The sequence below is a fragment of the Klebsiella oxytoca genome, from assembly GCF_009707385.1.
Lineage (GTDB): Bacteria > Pseudomonadota > Gammaproteobacteria > Enterobacterales > Enterobacteriaceae > Klebsiella > Klebsiella oxytoca_C.
The window spans coordinates 1,801,916-1,817,205 of record NZ_CP046115.1; the positions used below are offsets into that span (position 1 = coordinate 1,801,916).

At 58.7% G+C, this 15,290-nt stretch carries 12 protein-coding genes; 8 read left to right on the plus strand and 4 right to left on the minus strand.

Annotation, left to right across the window (positions count from 1 at the left end; all coding sequences use genetic code 11):
- Window positions 1–26: 26 nt before the first annotated feature.
- The 3 genes from hutU to GJ746_RS08385 all read left to right on the plus strand — a co-directional run bounded on the left by hutU (window position 27) and on the right by GJ746_RS08385 (window position 4,718).
- Complete coding sequence (gene hutU / locus GJ746_RS25365) at window positions 27–1,715, plus strand: urocanate hydratase (RefSeq protein WP_154679775.1); 1,689 nt, start codon at window positions 27–29, stop codon at window positions 1,713–1,715.
- Window positions 1,712–3,235, plus strand: a complete 1,524-nt coding sequence (gene hutH / locus GJ746_RS08380) for a histidine ammonia-lyase (RefSeq protein ID WP_154679776.1) — start codon at window positions 1,712–1,714, stop codon at window positions 3,233–3,235. The genes hutU and hutH overlap by 4 nt, the downstream gene beginning before the upstream one ends.
- 100 nt (window positions 3,236–3,335) lie before the next feature.
- A complete protein-coding gene (locus GJ746_RS08385) occupies window positions 3,336–4,718 on the plus strand; it encodes an amino acid permease (RefSeq protein ID WP_154679777.1) in 1,383 nt (460 codons plus the stop codon).
- Window positions 4,719–4,817: 99 nt separating this feature from the next.
- Here GJ746_RS08385 and GJ746_RS08390 read toward each other — a convergent pair whose 3' ends face one another.
- Together GJ746_RS08390 and bioA are read right to left on the minus strand one after the other, a co-directional pair.
- On the minus strand, window positions 4,818–5,294 hold the full coding sequence (locus GJ746_RS08390) for a kinase inhibitor (protein WP_154679778.1): 477 nt from the start codon (window positions 5,292–5,294) through the stop codon (window positions 4,818–4,820).
- 69 nt (window positions 5,295–5,363) lie between these two features.
- The gene (gene bioA, locus GJ746_RS08395; RefSeq protein ID WP_154679779.1) at window positions 5,364–6,653 is read right to left on the minus strand and encodes an adenosylmethionine--8-amino-7-oxononanoate transaminase; all 1,290 of its coding nucleotides are present in this window, start codon (window positions 6,651–6,653) and stop codon (window positions 5,364–5,366) included.
- Between the two features lie 186 nt (window positions 6,654–6,839).
- Here bioA and bioB point away from each other — a divergent pair, with 186 nt between their 5' ends.
- Genes bioB through bioD form a run of 4 tightly spaced genes read left to right on the plus strand, consistent with a single transcriptional unit; the run spans window position 6,840 to window position 10,488 of the window.
- Window positions 6,840–7,880: a biotin synthase BioB gene (gene bioB / locus GJ746_RS08400; protein ID WP_154679780.1), complete on the plus strand. Its 1,041-nt coding sequence runs from the start codon at window positions 6,840–6,842 to the stop codon at window positions 7,878–7,880.
- Entirely contained in the window at window positions 7,877–9,034 is a 1,158-nt protein-coding gene (gene bioF, locus GJ746_RS08405) for an 8-amino-7-oxononanoate synthase (protein ID WP_154679781.1), read from the plus strand. The genes bioB and bioF overlap by 4 nt, the downstream gene beginning before the upstream one ends.
- Window positions 9,018–9,773, plus strand: a complete 756-nt coding sequence (bioC, locus tag GJ746_RS08410; RefSeq protein WP_154679782.1) for a malonyl-ACP O-methyltransferase BioC — start codon at window positions 9,018–9,020, stop codon at window positions 9,771–9,773. Before bioF ends, bioC begins: the two co-directional genes overlap by 17 nt.
- On the plus strand, window positions 9,766–10,488 hold the full coding sequence (gene bioD, locus GJ746_RS08415) for a dethiobiotin synthase (RefSeq protein WP_154679783.1): 723 nt from the start codon (window positions 9,766–9,768) through the stop codon (window positions 10,486–10,488). The genes bioC and bioD overlap by 8 nt, the downstream gene beginning before the upstream one ends.
- Here the strand turns inward: bioD and GJ746_RS08420 are convergent.
- Window positions 10,430–11,152 (minus strand): ABC transporter ATP-binding protein, encoded by a 723-nt coding sequence (locus tag GJ746_RS08420; protein ID WP_154679784.1) that lies wholly within the window; start codon window positions 11,150–11,152, stop codon window positions 10,430–10,432. The two genes, bioD and GJ746_RS08420, sit on opposite strands and share 59 nt — an antisense overlap.
- Window positions 11,153–11,862: 710 nt before the next feature.
- On the opposite strand from GJ746_RS08420, the gene uvrB reads away from it, so the two are divergent.
- Window positions 11,863–13,878 (plus strand): excinuclease ABC subunit UvrB, encoded by a 2,016-nt coding sequence (uvrB, locus tag GJ746_RS08425; protein ID WP_154679785.1) that lies wholly within the window; start codon window positions 11,863–11,865, stop codon window positions 13,876–13,878.
- 311 nt (window positions 13,879–14,189) lie between these two features.
- Here the strand turns inward: uvrB and pmrB are convergent, their stop codons facing one another.
- Window positions 14,190–15,287, minus strand: coding sequence for a two-component system sensor histidine kinase PmrB (gene pmrB / locus GJ746_RS08435; protein ID WP_154679786.1), 1,098 nt, complete (start codon window positions 15,285–15,287; stop codon window positions 14,190–14,192).
- Window positions 15,288–15,290 lie beyond the last annotated feature (3 nt).

Genomic DNA, 15,290 nt, shown 5'->3' on the forward strand with positions numbered 1-15,290 from the left:
ACGTTAATTGTCAGGAGAAACCCCCGATGTCGCAAAGCAAATACCGCCAGCAGGACGTACGTGCGCCGCGTGGCACGACGTTAAATGCGAAGAGCTGGCTGACCGAAGCCCCGCTGCGAATGCTCATGAATAACCTCGACCCGGATGTCGCCGAAAACCCGCATGAGCTGGTGGTATACGGTGGTATCGGACGCGCGGCGCGTAACTGGGAATGCTATGACGCTATCGTGAAGGCGCTGAAAAATCTCGAGAGCGATGAAACATTGCTGGTGCAGTCCGGCAAGCCGGTGGGCGTCTTCAAAACCCATGAAAACTCGCCACGCGTGCTGATCGCCAACTCCAACCTGGTGCCGCACTGGGCAACCTGGGAACACTTTAACGAACTGGATGCCAAAGGTCTGGCGATGTACGGCCAGATGACCGCCGGAAGCTGGATTTACATCGGCAGCCAGGGCATCGTGCAGGGCACCTATGAAACTTTCGTGGAAGCCGGTCGCCAGCATTACCAGGGCAGCCTGAAGGGCCGCTGGGTACTGACCGCCGGCCTGGGCGGTATGGGCGGCGCGCAGCCGCTGGCCGCAACCTTAGCCGGGGCCTGTTCGCTGAATATTGAATGCCAGCAGAGCCGTATCGATTTCCGCCTGCGCACCCGCTACGTTGACGAACAGGCAACGTCGCTGGATGACGCTCTGGCACGTATCAAGAAATACACCGCTGAGGGCCGGGCCATCTCAATCGCCCTGTGCGGTAATGCGGCGGAAATCGTGCCGGAAATGGTCAAGCGCGGCGTCCGTCCTGACATGGTGACCGATCAGACCAGCGCCCACGATCCGCTGCACGGCTATCTGCCGAAAGGCTGGAGCTGGGAAGAGTATCAGGCTAAAGCCGAAGCGGACCCGCAGGGGACAATCCTGGCGGCGAAGCGCTCAATGGCCGACCATGTACAGGCAATGCTGGCTTTCCACGCAATGGGCGTGCCGACGTTTGACTATGGCAATAATATTCGCCAGATGGCCCAGGAGATGGGCGTTAGCAATGCGTTTGCTTTCCCCGGTTTCGTTCCCGCCTATATTCGTCCGCTGTTCTGCCGCGGCATTGGCCCGTTCCGCTGGGTTGCCCTGTCCGGCGACCCGCAGGATATCTATAAAACCGATGCCAAAGTGAAAGAGATTGTTAAAGACGATAAGCATCTGCATCACTGGCTGGACATGGCCCGGGAGCGCATTAGCTTCCAGGGGCTTCCGGCGCGTATCTGCTGGGTAGGACTGGAGTGGCGGCAGAAGCTGGGGCTGGCGTTTAACGAAATGGTGCGCAGCGGCGAAGTCTCCGCGCCGATCGTCATCGGCCGCGACCATCTTGATTCCGGTTCGGTCGCCAGCCCGAACCGCGAAACGGAAGCGATGCGCGATGGTTCCGACGCTGTCTCCGACTGGCCGCTGCTCAACGCCTTGCTGAATACCGCCAGCGGTGCGACCTGGGTGTCGCTGCATCACGGCGGCGGAGTAGGGATGGGCTTTTCGCAGCACTCCGGGATGGTTATCGTTTGTGACGGTACCGATGAAGCGGCGGCGCGTATCGCCCGCGTTCTGCACAACGACCCGGCGACCGGCGTTATGCGTCATGCTGATGCGGGTTACGATATCGCCATTGAGTGCGCGACAGAACAAGGTTTGAATCTTCCGATGGTAGCAGCAACGCAGGGGCACGCTAAATGAACGCTTTAACACTGATTCCGGGCCAACTCAGCCTGTCGCAGCTGCGCGACATCTACAGCCAGCCGCTGAAAGTGACTCTTGACGAGAGCGCCTTCGCGGCGATCGATGACAGCGTTGCCTGCGTTAACGCGATTCTGGCGGAAGGCCGTACCGCTTACGGTATCAACACCGGTTTTGGCCTGCTGGCGCAAACCCGTATCTCCACCGATGACCTGGAAAATCTTCAGCGTTCTCTGGTGCTGTCGCACGCGGCGGGGATTGGCGAACCGCTGGATGATGACCTTGCTCGCCTGATTATGGTGCTGAAGATTAACAGCCTGTCACGCGGCTTTTCCGGGATCCGTCTGAGCGTGATTCAGGCGCTGATTGGCCTGGTTAACGCAGGCGTGACGCCGTGGATCCCGGCAAAAGGTTCGGTCGGCGCGTCTGGCGATCTTGCGCCGCTGGCGCATATGTCCTTAACCCTACTCGGCGAGGGGAAAGCGCGGGTGCGCGGCGGGGAGTGGCTACCGGCAACGCAGGCGCTGCGTCAGGCAGGGCTTGAACCAATCACGCTGGCGGCGAAAGAGGGACTGGCGCTGCTCAACGGCACGCAGGCCTCGACGGCATTTGCTCTGCGCGGCCTGTTCGAAGCCGAAGACCTGTTTGCTTCCGCGGTGGTCTGCGGGGCGTTAACCACCGAGGCGGCGCTCGGATCGCGTCGTCCGTTTGACCCGCGTATTCATGAAGCGCGCGGCCAGCGCGGGCAGATTGACGCCGCGGCGCTCTATCGCCACCTGCTCACCGATGACAGCGCCATTTCCCGGTCGCATCATAACTGCACCAAGGTGCAGGATCCGTACTCTTTGCGCTGTCAGCCGCAGGTGATGGGCGCCTGCCTGACCCAGCTTCGCCAGGCGGCGGAAGTGCTACTGGTTGAAGCGAACGCGGTCTCTGATAACCCGCTGGTATTTGCCAGCGAGAACGACGTGATCTCCGGCGGCAACTTCCACGCCGAACCGGTGGCGATGGCGGCGGATAATATCGCGCTGGCGATTGCCGAAATTGGCTCGCTGTCCGAGCGCCGAATCGCCCTGATGATGGACAGCCATATGTCGCAGCTGCCGCCTTTCCTGGTGAAAAACGGCGGCGTCAACTCGGGTTTTATGATTGCCCAGGTGACGGCGGCGGCGCTGGCCAGTGAGAATAAAGCGCTGTCGCACCCGCACAGCGTGGACAGCCTGCCGACCTCCGCCAACCAGGAAGACCACGTCTCGATGGCTCCGGCCGCCGGTCGTCGTCTGTGGGCGATGGCGGAAAACACCCGCGGCGTACTGGCCGTTGAGTGGTTAGCTTCCGTGCAGGGGCTGGATATGCGCGAAGGCCTGACCAGCAGCCCGCTGCTGGAAGAGGCGCGCCTTCTGCTGCGCGAAAGAGTCACTCACTACACCGAGGACCGCTTCTTCGCCCCGGATATCGAAAACGCTATTGAGCTTCTGGCGGCGCGTCATCTGACGCGGCTGCTGCCTGCCGTGCTCTAAACCATCGCTGTTCTCTGTACCTGCGCCGGGAGGATCTCTTCTTCCCGGCCACTCTACACGCATATTTGTCGTCGTATAAAAACTATCAGGACACTTGCATATGCAACAACAACACAAGCCACACCTGCTGCGCGGGCTGAATGCCCGGCACATACGTTTTATCGCGCTCGGCTCCGCTATTGGTACCGGGCTGTTTTATGGCTCGGCATCGGCAATCAAGGCCGCTGGTCCGGCGGTACTGCTGGCGTATCTGATTGGCGGCGCGGCGGTGTTTATCGTGATGCGCGCGCTGGGGGAAATGGCGGTACGCAACCCTGTTTCCGGCTCCTTCAGCAGCTACGCGCGCCAGTATCTTGGCCCGCTGGCGGGGTTTATCACCGGCTGGACCTACACCTTTGAGATGGTGATCGTCGCCCTCGCGGACGTGACCGCTTTCGGCATCTACATGGGGCTGTGGTATCCCGATGTTCCGCGCTGGATCTGGGTGCTGAGCATTATCTTTTTTATCGGCGCCATGAACCTGTGCAGCGTGCGCGTTTTTGGCGAGATGGAGTTCTGGCTATCTCTGATCAAAGTGGTGGCGATTATCGCCATGATTGTGGCGGGCGGCAGCATTATTTTCTTCGGATTCGGTAACGCCTTCCCGGCAACTGGGCTGGATAACCTATGGAACCATGGCGGCTTTGCCCCTAACGGCTGGGAGGGGATCGTGGCCTCGCTTGGGATCGTGATGTTTGCCTTTGGCGGCGTTGAGATCATTGGCGTCACCGCGGCGGAAGCGAAGGATCCGCACAAGGTGATCCCGCAGGCGATCAATACGATTCCGCTGCGTATCGTGTTGTTTTACGTCTGCACTCTGGCGATTCTGATGGCGATTTTCCCGTGGAACAGCTTCGGCGAACGGGGTAGTCCTTTCGTACTGATTTTTGATGGCCTGGGCATTCCGGCGGCGGCAACCATTCTGAATATCATCGTCATCAGCGCCAGTATTTCGGCGATTAACAGCGATATTTTTGGCGCGGGGCGGATGATGTACGGTATGGCCAAAGAGGGGCTGGCGCCGAAGAGCTTCCAGCGTATCGCCAGCAACGGCGTGCCGTGGATGACGGTGGTGGTGATGGGCGTGGCGCTGCTGGCGGCGGTGGTGCTTAACTATCTGATGCCGGAGCAGGTTTTTGTGTTGATTGCCTCGCTGGCGGCCTTCGCGACGGTGTGGGTCTGGCTGATGATCCTGCTGGCGCACTTTGCGATGCGTCGTGGTTTGTCTGAAGAAGAGCGTCGTAATATCGCCTTCCCGGTGCCGTTCTGGCCGCTTGCTCCGCTGCTTACCCTGCTGTTTATGGGGCTAGTGATCGCGGTGCTGGGGATGGTCGAGGAGACGCGGATTGCGCTGATTGCCGGTCTGGTGTGGCTCGGCCTGCTGACGGCGGTGTGGTTTGCGCGGGTGCGCAAAAACGCCGTGCAGGCGGTGACGGAATCGTGATTGTTTTGGTTTACCCGGGTTGCGGCTGACGCCTTACCCGGGCTACCCAATCGCACTCACCTGTAGCCCGGATAAGGCGTTTACGCCGCCATCCGGGGATTAGCTAAACAGGGCGGTAATCGACGCGCTGCCGAGGCTGTGGAAATGGACGTTAAAGCCTACCATCGCGCCGCTTGCGCCCTCATCAACATCAATTTTATCGACGTCCAGCGCGTGGACGGTAAAGATATAACGGTGGGTCTCGCCCTTCGGCGGCGCCGCGCCGCCGTATCCCGCCTGACCAAAATCGGTACGGGTCTGGATGGCCTCTTCCGGCAGTTCGGCCTGGCCGGAGCCAGCTCCTTGCGGTAACACGCGGGTATCGGCCGGAAGGTTGGCCACCAGCCAGTGCCACCAGCCGGAACCGGTCGGGGCATCGGGATCAAAACAGGTCACCACAAAGCTTTTAGTGCCGGCCGGGACCTCATCCCACGCCAGGTGCGGTGAAATATTATCGCCATCGTAGCCCATGCCGTTGAAGACATGACGATTAGGCAGCTTCTCGCCATCCTGCAAATCATGACTGATTAATTTCATCGTCTCTCCTCGCATTAATTCACTGATTAGCAAAGAAGTGTAGCGCGTGCGCCGCGCCTTTACCGTCTCTTATTCGCTAAAAAATGTTTCATCCTGAACGGCGATGTTAACCGCCCGCGTCAGGCGGCTCAGCTGTGCCGGCGTAATGATGTACGGCGGCATCAGGTAGATCAGGCGACCGAACGGGCGGATCCATACGCCTTGCTCGACGAAAAAGCGTTGCAGGGCCGCCATGTTGACCGGACGGCGGGTTTCGACAACGCCAATCGCGCCAAGAACGCGGACATCGGCAACCAGGGCGGATTCTCGTGCCGCGGCCAGCCCGGCTTTGAGCTGCGCTTCAATAGCGGCCACCTGCTGCTGCCACTCGCCGCTTTCCAGCAGGCGCAGGCTCTCGGTCGCCACCGCGCAGGCCAGCGGATTGCCCATAAAGGTCGGTCCGTGCATAAAGCAGCCCGCTTCGCCGTCGCTGATGGTTTCCGCCACCAGCCGGGTGGTGATGGCGGCGGAAAGCGTCATGGTGCCGCCGGTCAGCGCTTTACCAAGGCACAGAATATCCGCTGCGATATCCGCGTGCTCGCAGGCGAACAGCTTACCGGTACGACCGAAACCGGTGGCAATCTCATCGGCTATCAGCAAAATGCCTTCGCGATCGCACATCTTGCGGATTCGCCGCAGCCACTCGGGATGGTACATCCGCATTCCGCCTGCGCCCTGCACTATGGGCTCGAGGATCACCGCCGCGATTTCATGGCGATGGGCGGCCATCAGCCGGGCGAACGGCACCATATCCCGTTCGTCCCACTCGCCGTCGAAGCGGCTTTGCGGCGCCGGGGCAAAGAGGTTATCCGGCAGATAACCCTGCCACAGGCTGTGCATCGAGTTCGTCGGATCGCAGACCGACATCGCGCCGAAGGTATCGCCGTGATAGCCGTTGCGGAAGGTAAGAAAGCGCCGGCGCGGGTCGCCCTTCGCCTGCCAGTACTGTAGCGCCATTTTCATCGCCACTTCGACGGCAACGGAGCCGGAATCGGCGAGGAATACGCATTCTAGACTTTCCGGAGTCATCGCCACCAGCTGGCGGCACAGGGCGACGGCGGAAGGATGGGTAATCCCGCCGAACATGACGTGCGACATCCGATCAATCTGCATTTTCATTGCCGCGTTCAGCCGCGGGTGATTGTAGCCATGAATGGCCGCCCACCAGGACGACATACCGTCAACCAGCTGTTCGCCGCCGGACAGGGTCAGCTCACAGCCATGGGCTGATACCACTGGATAGACCGGCAGCGGCGAAGTCATTGAAGTGTAAGGGTGCCAGATATGGCGCCGATCGAAAGCGAGATCGTCCGTTGTCATAATCGACTTGTAAACCATTTTGAAAACATTTAGGTTTACAAGTCTACACTGAACTTACAATGAATCGTACACAAAATATTTCGCGCAGCATCGAGGCGGCAAACTTCACTATGTGACCGGGGTGCGCGAGTGCAGCCAACAAAGAGGCCGTGTGAAATAGAACCTGTACGACTTTTGGAGAGGCTAATGGCTCACCACCCACGCTGGACAATGTCACAAGTCACTGAGTTATTTAATAAACCTTTTCTGGATCTGCTGTTTGAAGCGCAGCAGGTCCATCGTCAGCATTTCGACCCGCGCCAGGTTCAGGTCAGCACGCTGCTGTCGATTAAGACCGGCGCCTGCCCGGAAGACTGCAAATACTGTCCGCAAAGCGCGCGCTATAAAACCGGTCTCGAATCCGAACGCCTGATGGAGGTTGAGCAGGTGCTGGAGTCGGCGCGGCAGGCGAAAAAAGCCGGTTCAACCCGTTTCTGCATGGGGGCGGCGTGGAAGAACCCTCACGACCGCGATATGCCGTATCTTGAGCAGATGGTGAAAGGAGTGAAGGAACTGGGGCTGGAGGCCTGCATGACGCTTGGCACGCTGAACGATAGCCAGGCACAGCGTCTCGCCGGTGCCGGTCTGGATTACTACAATCACAATCTTGATACCTCGCCGGAGTTCTACGGCAATATCATCACCACCCGCACCTACCAGGAGCGTCTTGATACCCTCGACAAAGTGCGCGATGCCGGGATCAAAGTCTGTTCCGGCGGTATCGTCGGGCTGGGGGAAACGGTTAAAGACCGCGCCGGGCTACTGCTGCAGCTGGCTAATCTGCCGACGCCGCCGGAAAGCGTGCCGATCAATATGCTGGTTAAGGTTAAGGGAACGCCGCTGGCGGACAATGACGACGTTGATGCCTTTGATTTTATTCGCACTATTGCTATTGCGCGCATCATGATGCCGACCTCGCACGTGCGTCTTTCCGCCGGTCGCGAACAGATGAACGAACAGACCCAGGCGATGTGCTTTATGGCCGGAGCAAACTCTATTTTTTACGGCTGTAAGCTGCTGACCACGCCCAATCCGGAAGAGGACAAAGACCTGCAGCTGTTCCGCAAGCTGGGGATCAACCCGCAGCAGACAGAGGTGCTGGAAGGCGATAATGCCCAACAGCAGCGCCTGGAGCAGGCGTTGCTGAACCCGGATACTGAGGAATATTACAACGCGGCGGCGCTATGAGCTGGCAGCACCGTATCGAGCAGGCGCTGGCGGAGCGGCAGGCGGCGGATGCATTGCGCAGACGTCAACCGGTAACTCTGGGAGCAGGTCGCTGGCTTATCCGCGACGGGCAGCGCTGGCTCAATTTTTCCAGCAACGATTATCTGGGCCTCAGCCAGCATCCAACGATAGTCAAGGCCTGGCAGCTGGGGGCGGAACGCTACGGCGTCGGCAGCGGCGGCTCCGGCCACGTCAGCGGCTATAGCGAGGCGCACCGCGCGCTGGAAGAGCAGCTTGCCGACTGGCTGGGCTATCCGTGCGCGCTGCTGTTTATCTCCGGCTTTGCCGCAAATCAGGCGGCGATCGCCGCGCTGGCGGGCAAAGAGGACCGGATTGTGGCTGACCGTCTCAGCCATGCTTCGCTGCTGGAAGCCGCCAGCCTTAGCCCGGCGCAGCTGCGGCGCTTTCAGCACAATGACTCCCGGCATCTTGCAGATCTGCTGGCGAAACCGCTAACCGGCCAGCAGCTGGTGGTGACCGAAGGCATTTTTAGTATGGATGGCGATAGCGCGCCGCTGGCTGATGTACAACGGGCTGCGCGGGCGGCGGGCGCGCTAATGCTGGTTGATGATGCGCACGGCATCGGCGCGGTGGGCGCAGAAGGGCGCGGCAGCAGCCATGCGCAGCAGATACGTCCGGATCTGCTAATCGTCACCTTCGGCAAAGCGTTTGGCGTCAGCGGTGCGGCAATACTGTGCAGCGAGACGCTGGCGGAATATCTGCTGCAGTTTGCCCGCCATTTGATTTACAGCACCGCGATGCCTCCGGCGCAGGCGGTAGCGTTGAGCGCCGCGCTGGGCGTCATTCGTAGCGACGATGGGCAGCAGCGGCGGGATAAGCTGGCTGACCATATCGCCGACTTTCGCCGGGGAATGTCCCATTATCCCGGCCAACTGACTCATTCTGGCAGCGCGATTCAGCCGCTGATCGTCGGCGATAACGCCCGAGCCCTATGGCTGGCGGCGCACCTGCGCGCGCGTGGCTGCTGGGCGACCGCCATCCGCCCGCCGACGGTTCCCGCTGGCAGCGCGCGTCTGCGTCTGACGCTGACCGCCGCCCATGAATCTTCCGATATCGCCCGACTGCTGGAGGTACTGCATGACGGCGGTGAATAAACGTGCAGTAGCGGCGGCGTTTGGCCGCGCGGCAGAGCACTACTCCCGGCACGATGAACTACAGCGCCGTAGCGCCTCTTTGCTGCTGGAAAAGCTCGGGATGGTAGCTTTTCCCGAGGTGCTGGACGCGGGCTGCGGCCCTGGCAGCATGAGCCGTTTCTGGCTTGATGCGGGGAGTCGGGTGACGGCGCTGGATCTTTCCGCCGACATGCTGGCGGAAGCCCGTCGCGGGGAGTGCGCGCACCGCTACGTTGAAGGCGACATCGAAGCGCTGCCGCTGGCGGAGGGCTGCGTCGACCTGGCGTGGAGTAATCTTGCGGTGCAATGGTGCGGCAGCCTCGCCACCGCTCTTAACGAACTTTATCGGGTGGTGCGGCCGGGCGGGCGGGTTGCGTTCACTACCCTGTTGGCTGGCTCTTTGCCGGAGCTGAACCAGGCCTGGCGAGCCATCGACGAACGGCCGCACGCCAATCGTTTTCTCAGCGAACAGGCGGTACGTCAGGCGCTGGCTGATCGTCGCGCCGTCGGCCACGTTCATACCATCACGCTGCCGTTTAATGATGCACTCAGCGCGATGCGTTCGCTCAAAGGCATCGGCGCGACTCATTTGCACCAGGGACGCAGCGCGGCGACGCTCAGTCGCCGCAAACTGCGGCAGCTTCAGCTCGCCTGGCCGCAGCAGCAGGGCCAGTGCCCGCTGACGTACCATCTTTTTACAGGAGTCATCGAACGTGATTAAACGTTTTTTCGTTACCGGTACCGACACCGAAGTGGGGAAAACCGTTGCCAGCAGCGCTCTGCTGCAGGCGGCCAACCGCGCGGGATATAAGAGCGCGGGCTATAAACCGGTGGCTTCCGGCAGCGAATATACGGCACAGGGGCTGCGCAATGACGATGCGCTGGCCCTGCAGCGTAATAGCCGGGTGGCGCTGCGTTACGAACAGGTTAATCCCTTTACTTTTGCCGAACCAACGTCGCCACATATCATCAGCGCCGCCGAAGGGCGACCGATTGACGCCGCCACGATTTCTGCGGGCCTGCGCGGGCTGGAAGCGTTGTCGGACTGGGTGCTGGTTGAGGGGGCGGGAGGCTGGTTTACGCCGCTTTCAGAAGCCCTGACCTTTGCCGATTGGGTTCAGGAGGAGCAGCTGCCGGTGATTCTGGTGGTCGGCGTTAAGCTGGGGTGTATCAACCACGCAATGCTTACCGCCCGGGCGGTGCTTCATGCCGGGTTGCCGCTGGCGGGATGGATAGCTAACGATATCCAGCCGCCGGGCAAACGTCATTCTGAGTATCTGGCGACGCTGAAGCGCGTGCTGCCCGCGCCGTTTCTGGGCGAAATCCCGTGGCTGGCGGATGCCGCTCAGCGCGAAGATCTCGGCCGGTTTCTTGACCTCAGCGCGCTGGATCCGGCGTCATCCATTTTGCCAGCAGCGGCGCATCCAGCTGCATAACATCGCCCTGGGCGACGTTGCGACCGCAGTGGAGCAGACAGAAACGATCCGCCACCCGGCGGATAAACGGCAGGTGCTGCTCGGCGATCAGTATCGTCAGCCCAATATCGCGATTCAGGCGCACCAGCAAATCTCCCAGCTTGTGGAGGAAACGCTGCCCGCCAACGCGTGATGGTTCATCAAGGATCAGCAGGCGCGGGCGGGTTATCAGCGCCCGGGCCAGCGCCAGCTGGTACTGATCGTCCGCGGTGAGCGTAATCCCTTTACTCTGCCGCAGGGCGTAAAGCTCGGGAAACAGATCGTAAATCTCCCCGGCGAACGCTGAGGCCGGTTCGCCACCCGCCGCCAGGGCGATATGCAGATTTTCCTCTACGCTTAGCTGCGAAAAGATACGTTTATCCTGCGGTACGTAGCCAATGCCGATGGCGCTACGCGACTGCGCGGAGAGCGGCATCAGGTCATAGGGCGCGGCTCCCGCTTCCTGCCAGGTCATACTGCCGCTGGCGACCGGAAGGTGGCCGGTAATGCAGTTGACGAGCGTTGTTTTTCCCATTCCCTGACCTCCCATAACGCCAGTGCACTGACCTGGCTTAAGCTCAAGATCGACATTCCACAGCGTGTGCTGGCTTCCGTAATAGTGATTGACGGCACGTAGACTCAACATAGACGTTTTCTCCTTTCCTGGGATAGCAGGCGACAAGAAGATGCTGCAAATCTCTTGCCAGGAAAAAGAACTCTCGGTATTTGCTGATAAACACAGATGCGGCCGGGAGAAAGGCGGCCAGCCTTGCACTTTCCCGGTGCCGGGACGCTGAAATGTGGTGCATAAATAACAAAAATTCCAGCTATTCTTAGCCGATAAATAGCAAAAAAAAATCAATAAAATTTTTTTGCAACCGGTTTTACTGCAGCGGTCAGGTTTGTCCGGGTAGCATGGGTCATGGGCTGCAGACAGTTATCCACTATTCCTGTGGATAACCTTGTGTATTAGAGTTAGAAAACTTGCGGTAAGCTAGAGAGTACGCGGCCTGCGGGCGAATTGACGCGAAACCCGTCTTTTATTAAAAACCCTTAAATATCAATTAATTGAATAAAAGCAATGCCTGTAAGAAAAGTGTCACCGGCTGCCATAAAACATTCATTACCTTGCTTGACAAATGTTAAATATCAAAACTTTTTGGGGATAACCCCACAGAGTGGTGGATTATTCCGTAAAGCGGTTTTTATTCGTTCATGATGATGGCAAAAAAGGCTGATTCGTCTGGATACGATAATATAACACTGTTTTTATATCCAGTATTTTTTGTTGGCAAAAGCTGAGCCGACGAGTAGAATTAAACACCTGCCGTCCAACCCTTCTTCAGGTTCTGATTGATGAGTAAACCATTTAAGCTGCATTCTGCTTTCCATCCGTCCGGCGACCAGCCGGAAGCCATTCGTCGCCTGGAAGAGGGGCTCGAAGATGGCCTGGCGCATCAAACGCTGCTCGGGGTGACCGGTTCAGGTAAAACGTTCACCATTGCCAACGTCATTGCCGATCTCCAGCGTCCGACGATGGTACTGGCGCCGAATAAAACCCTGGCTGCCCAGCTTTACGGCGAGATGAAAGAGTTCTTCCCGGAGAACGCGGTGGAGTATTTCGTCTCCTACTACGATTACTACCAGCCTGAAGCCTACGTACCAAGCTCGGATACCTTTATCGAGAAAGATGCGTCGGTGAACGAACATATTGAGCAGATGCGTCTGTCGGCGACCAAAGCGCTGCTGGAGCGTCGCGACGTGGTGGTAGTGGCATCGGTCTCCGCCATCTACGGTCTGGGCGACCCGGACCTATACCTGAAAATGATGCTGCACCTCACGGTCGGCATGATTATCGACCAGCGCGCCATTCTGCGCCGCCTGGCGGAGCTGCAGTATACCCGTAACGATCAAGCTTTTCAGCGCGGTACCTTCCGCGTACGCGGCGAAGTGATTGATATCTTCCCGGCAGAATCTGACGATATCGCGCTGCGCGTTGAGCTGTTCGATGAGGAAGTCGAGCGTCTGTCGCTGTTCGATCCGCTGACCGGCCACATCGAGTCAACTATCCCGCGCTTCACCGTTTACCCGAAAACTCACTACGTCACTCCACGCGAGCGTATCGTTCAGGCGATGGAGGAGATTAAAGTCGAACTGGCGGGGCGGCGTAAGGTGCTGCTGGAGAACAACAAGCTGCTTGAAGAGCAGCGCCTGAGCCAGCGTACGCAGTTCGATCTCGAAATGATGAACGAGCTGGGCTACTGCTCGGGGATTGAGAACTACTCGCGCTACCTGTCGGGCCGCGGGCCGGGCGAGCCGCCGCCGACGCTGTTCGACTACCTGCCGGCCGATGGTCTACTGGTGATTGATGAATCCCACGTCACTATTCCGCAAATCGGCGGTATGTACCGCGGGGACCGCGCGCGTAAAGAGACGCTGGTTGAGTACGGTTTCCGTTTGCCGTCAGCGCTGGATAACCGTCCGCTGAAGTTTGAAGAGTTTGAGGCTCTGGCGCCGCAAACTATCTATGTTTCGGCAACGCCGGGAGCCTATGAGCTGGATAAATCCGGCGACGAAGTGGTCGATCAGGTTGTCCGTCCAACGGGGCTGCTTGATCCGGTGATTGAAGTGCGTCCTGTGGCAACCCAGGTGGACGACCTGCTTTCGGAAATTCGCATCCGTACCGCGATCAACGAGCGCGTGCTGGTAACGACCCTGACCAAACGAATGGCAGAGGACTTAACCGAATATCTGGAAGAGCACGGTGAGCGAGTGCGCTACCTGCACTCGGATATCGATACCGTCGAGCGTATGGAGATTATTCGCGATCTGCGCCTCGGCGAATTTGACGTGCTGGTGGGCATCAACCTGCTGCGTGAAGGGTTAGATATGCCGGAAGTCTCGCTGGTGGCGATCCTTGATGCCGATAAAGAAGGCTTCCTGCGCTCTGAACGCTCGCTGATTCAGACTATTGGCCGCGCGGCGCGAAATATCAACGGTAAAGCGATTCTCTACGGCGACAAAATTACGCCGTCAATGGCGAAAGCGATCGGTGAAACCGAGCGCCGCCGCGAGAAGCAGCAGGCCTACAACGAAGAGCACGGTATTGTGCCGCAGGGGCTCAATAAGAAAGTGGTCGATATTCTGGCGCTTGGTCAGAATATCGCGAAAACCAAAACCAAGGGACGCAGTAAGGCTCGTTCTCCGGTTGAGGCGGATACCGTAGAGCTCACGCCGAAAGCGTTACAGCAGAAAATTCACGAGCTGGAAGGGCAGATGATGCAGCATGCTCAGAACCTGGAGTTTGAAGAGGCGGCGCAAATTCGCGACCAGCTCCATCAGCTGCGCGATCTGTTTATTGCCGCTTCGTAGGTCAATAGCGCCCGGTAGCGGCTGGCGCCTTACCGGGCTTACGGGATTGTGAACTGGATGTGGTTTTCGTCGGTCGGGTAAGGCGCCAGCCGTCACCCGACAGAAAAGCGAGCACATTAGCCAAAACGGGTTGCCAACAGACTTCGTTACTTATTGTCCTCTGTCGCGTTTTTCCGCGATGCTTAATGTTGGCTTAATATTGTTTGGCGAAACTATCCTCAATCTACTGAGGATAGCGCCATGCAAAAATTAACCTTTCGCGAATACCTGGCAGTCACCTGCGCTTTTGTTATCGTCGTTGCCTTTTTCCATCAATGGGTACTGACATTCTGACGGGAAGCTTTCGGGAAAAGCACCCATGCGCGAACGCCCGGCCCAGGCTGACGGTTGTGTAAAAAGAACTGGGCGTCGTGCAGCTGCGCGATGCGGGTAACGATGCTTAACCCAAGGCCAATACCGCCGTAGCGGCTGTCCATTCGGACGAACGCTTTACTCAATTCACCGCTTTTGGCCTCATCAATTCCCGGACCTTCATCCTCGACCGCCAGTATCGGCGTCGGGCCAGGCGTTATCGATACTTTAATCGTTGACCCTGTCGGGCTGTAACGATGCGCGTTTTCCACCAGATTCCGCAAAATCACCTTCACCAGCGTGGCGTCGCCCGAAACAACCGCTCCACCTTCTTTGTCGCTGAATACCAGCTTTTGCTGGCGCTGTTGCAGCATTGACTCCAGCTCGCTCTGCAGCGGTTCGAAAACATCCTCTTTCAGCGCGACCTGCTGATAGCTTCCGGCAGAAAACGACTGGCCGACGCGCGCCAGCTGAAGCAGTTGATTAATACTATTGGTCATTTGATCGAGACGCTGGATCAGCGGATCCACGCTTATGCCGTGCACTTTCGCCAGTAGCTCCAGGTGCAGACGCAGCCCGGCCAGAGGGGTGCGCAGCTCATGGGCGACGTCGGCGGTAAACAGGCGCTCGCGATCGAGAGTTAAATTCAGACGGGATACCAGCTGATTTATCGCGCTGGTTACCGCGGTAACCTCCGGGACCGATTCTTTCAAAGTGATGGGCTGTAGATTATCCGGGGTACGGCTTTCCAGCTCCTGCTGGAGGCGTGAAAGGGGTTTTGTGATTTTTTTCACGGCCAACATAGAGATATAAAGCGCAAGGCCGATAATCAGCAGGCTTGGGATCAGCAGGCTGGCCACCGCCTCGCGAATCTCATGCTCGATGTGTTTCTGATTGTTATGCCCTTCAATGGCGCTGGCAACCAGCAGCTGAATCTGTTCCTGGCTTTCATGCCATAGCCAGAACACGCTGATTAACTGGCAAACCGCCAGAATTGCGCCAATCGTCAGCAGCAGCCGATGACGCATGGTCCAGTTTTCCCTGCCAAAAAAAGCCATAGC

Bases quoted from the DNA above. Each gene is read 5' to 3' on its own strand.
- hutU (WP_154679775.1), top strand. From the start codon at position 27: ATGTCGCAAAGCAAATACCGCCAGCAGGACGTACGTGCGCCGCGTGGC.
- hutH (WP_154679776.1), top strand. From the start codon at position 1,712: ATGAACGCTTTAACACTGATTCCGGGCCAACTCAGCCTGTCGCAGCTG.
- GJ746_RS08385 (WP_154679777.1), top strand. From the start codon at position 3,336: ATGCAACAACAACACAAGCCACACCTGCTGCGCGGGCTGAATGCCCGG.
- GJ746_RS08390 (WP_154679778.1), bottom strand. From the start codon at position 5,294: ATGAAATTAATCAGTCATGATTTGCAGGATGGCGAGAAGCTGCCTAAT.
- bioA (WP_154679779.1), bottom strand. From the start codon at position 6,653: ATGACAACGGACGATCTCGCTTTCGATCGGCGCCATATCTGGCACCCT.
- bioB (WP_154679780.1), top strand. From the start codon at position 6,840: ATGGCTCACCACCCACGCTGGACAATGTCACAAGTCACTGAGTTATTT.
- bioF (WP_154679781.1), top strand. From the start codon at position 7,877: ATGAGCTGGCAGCACCGTATCGAGCAGGCGCTGGCGGAGCGGCAGGCG.
- bioC (WP_154679782.1), top strand. From the start codon at position 9,018: ATGACGGCGGTGAATAAACGTGCAGTAGCGGCGGCGTTTGGCCGCGCG.
- GJ746_RS08420 (WP_154679784.1), bottom strand. From the start codon at position 11,152: ATGTTGAGTCTACGTGCCGTCAATCACTATTACGGAAGCCAGCACACG.
- uvrB (WP_154679785.1), top strand. From the start codon at position 11,863: ATGAGTAAACCATTTAAGCTGCATTCTGCTTTCCATCCGTCCGGCGAC.
- pmrB (WP_154679786.1), bottom strand. From the start codon at position 15,287: ATGGCTTTTTTTGGCAGGGAAAACTGGACCATGCGTCATCGGCTGCTG.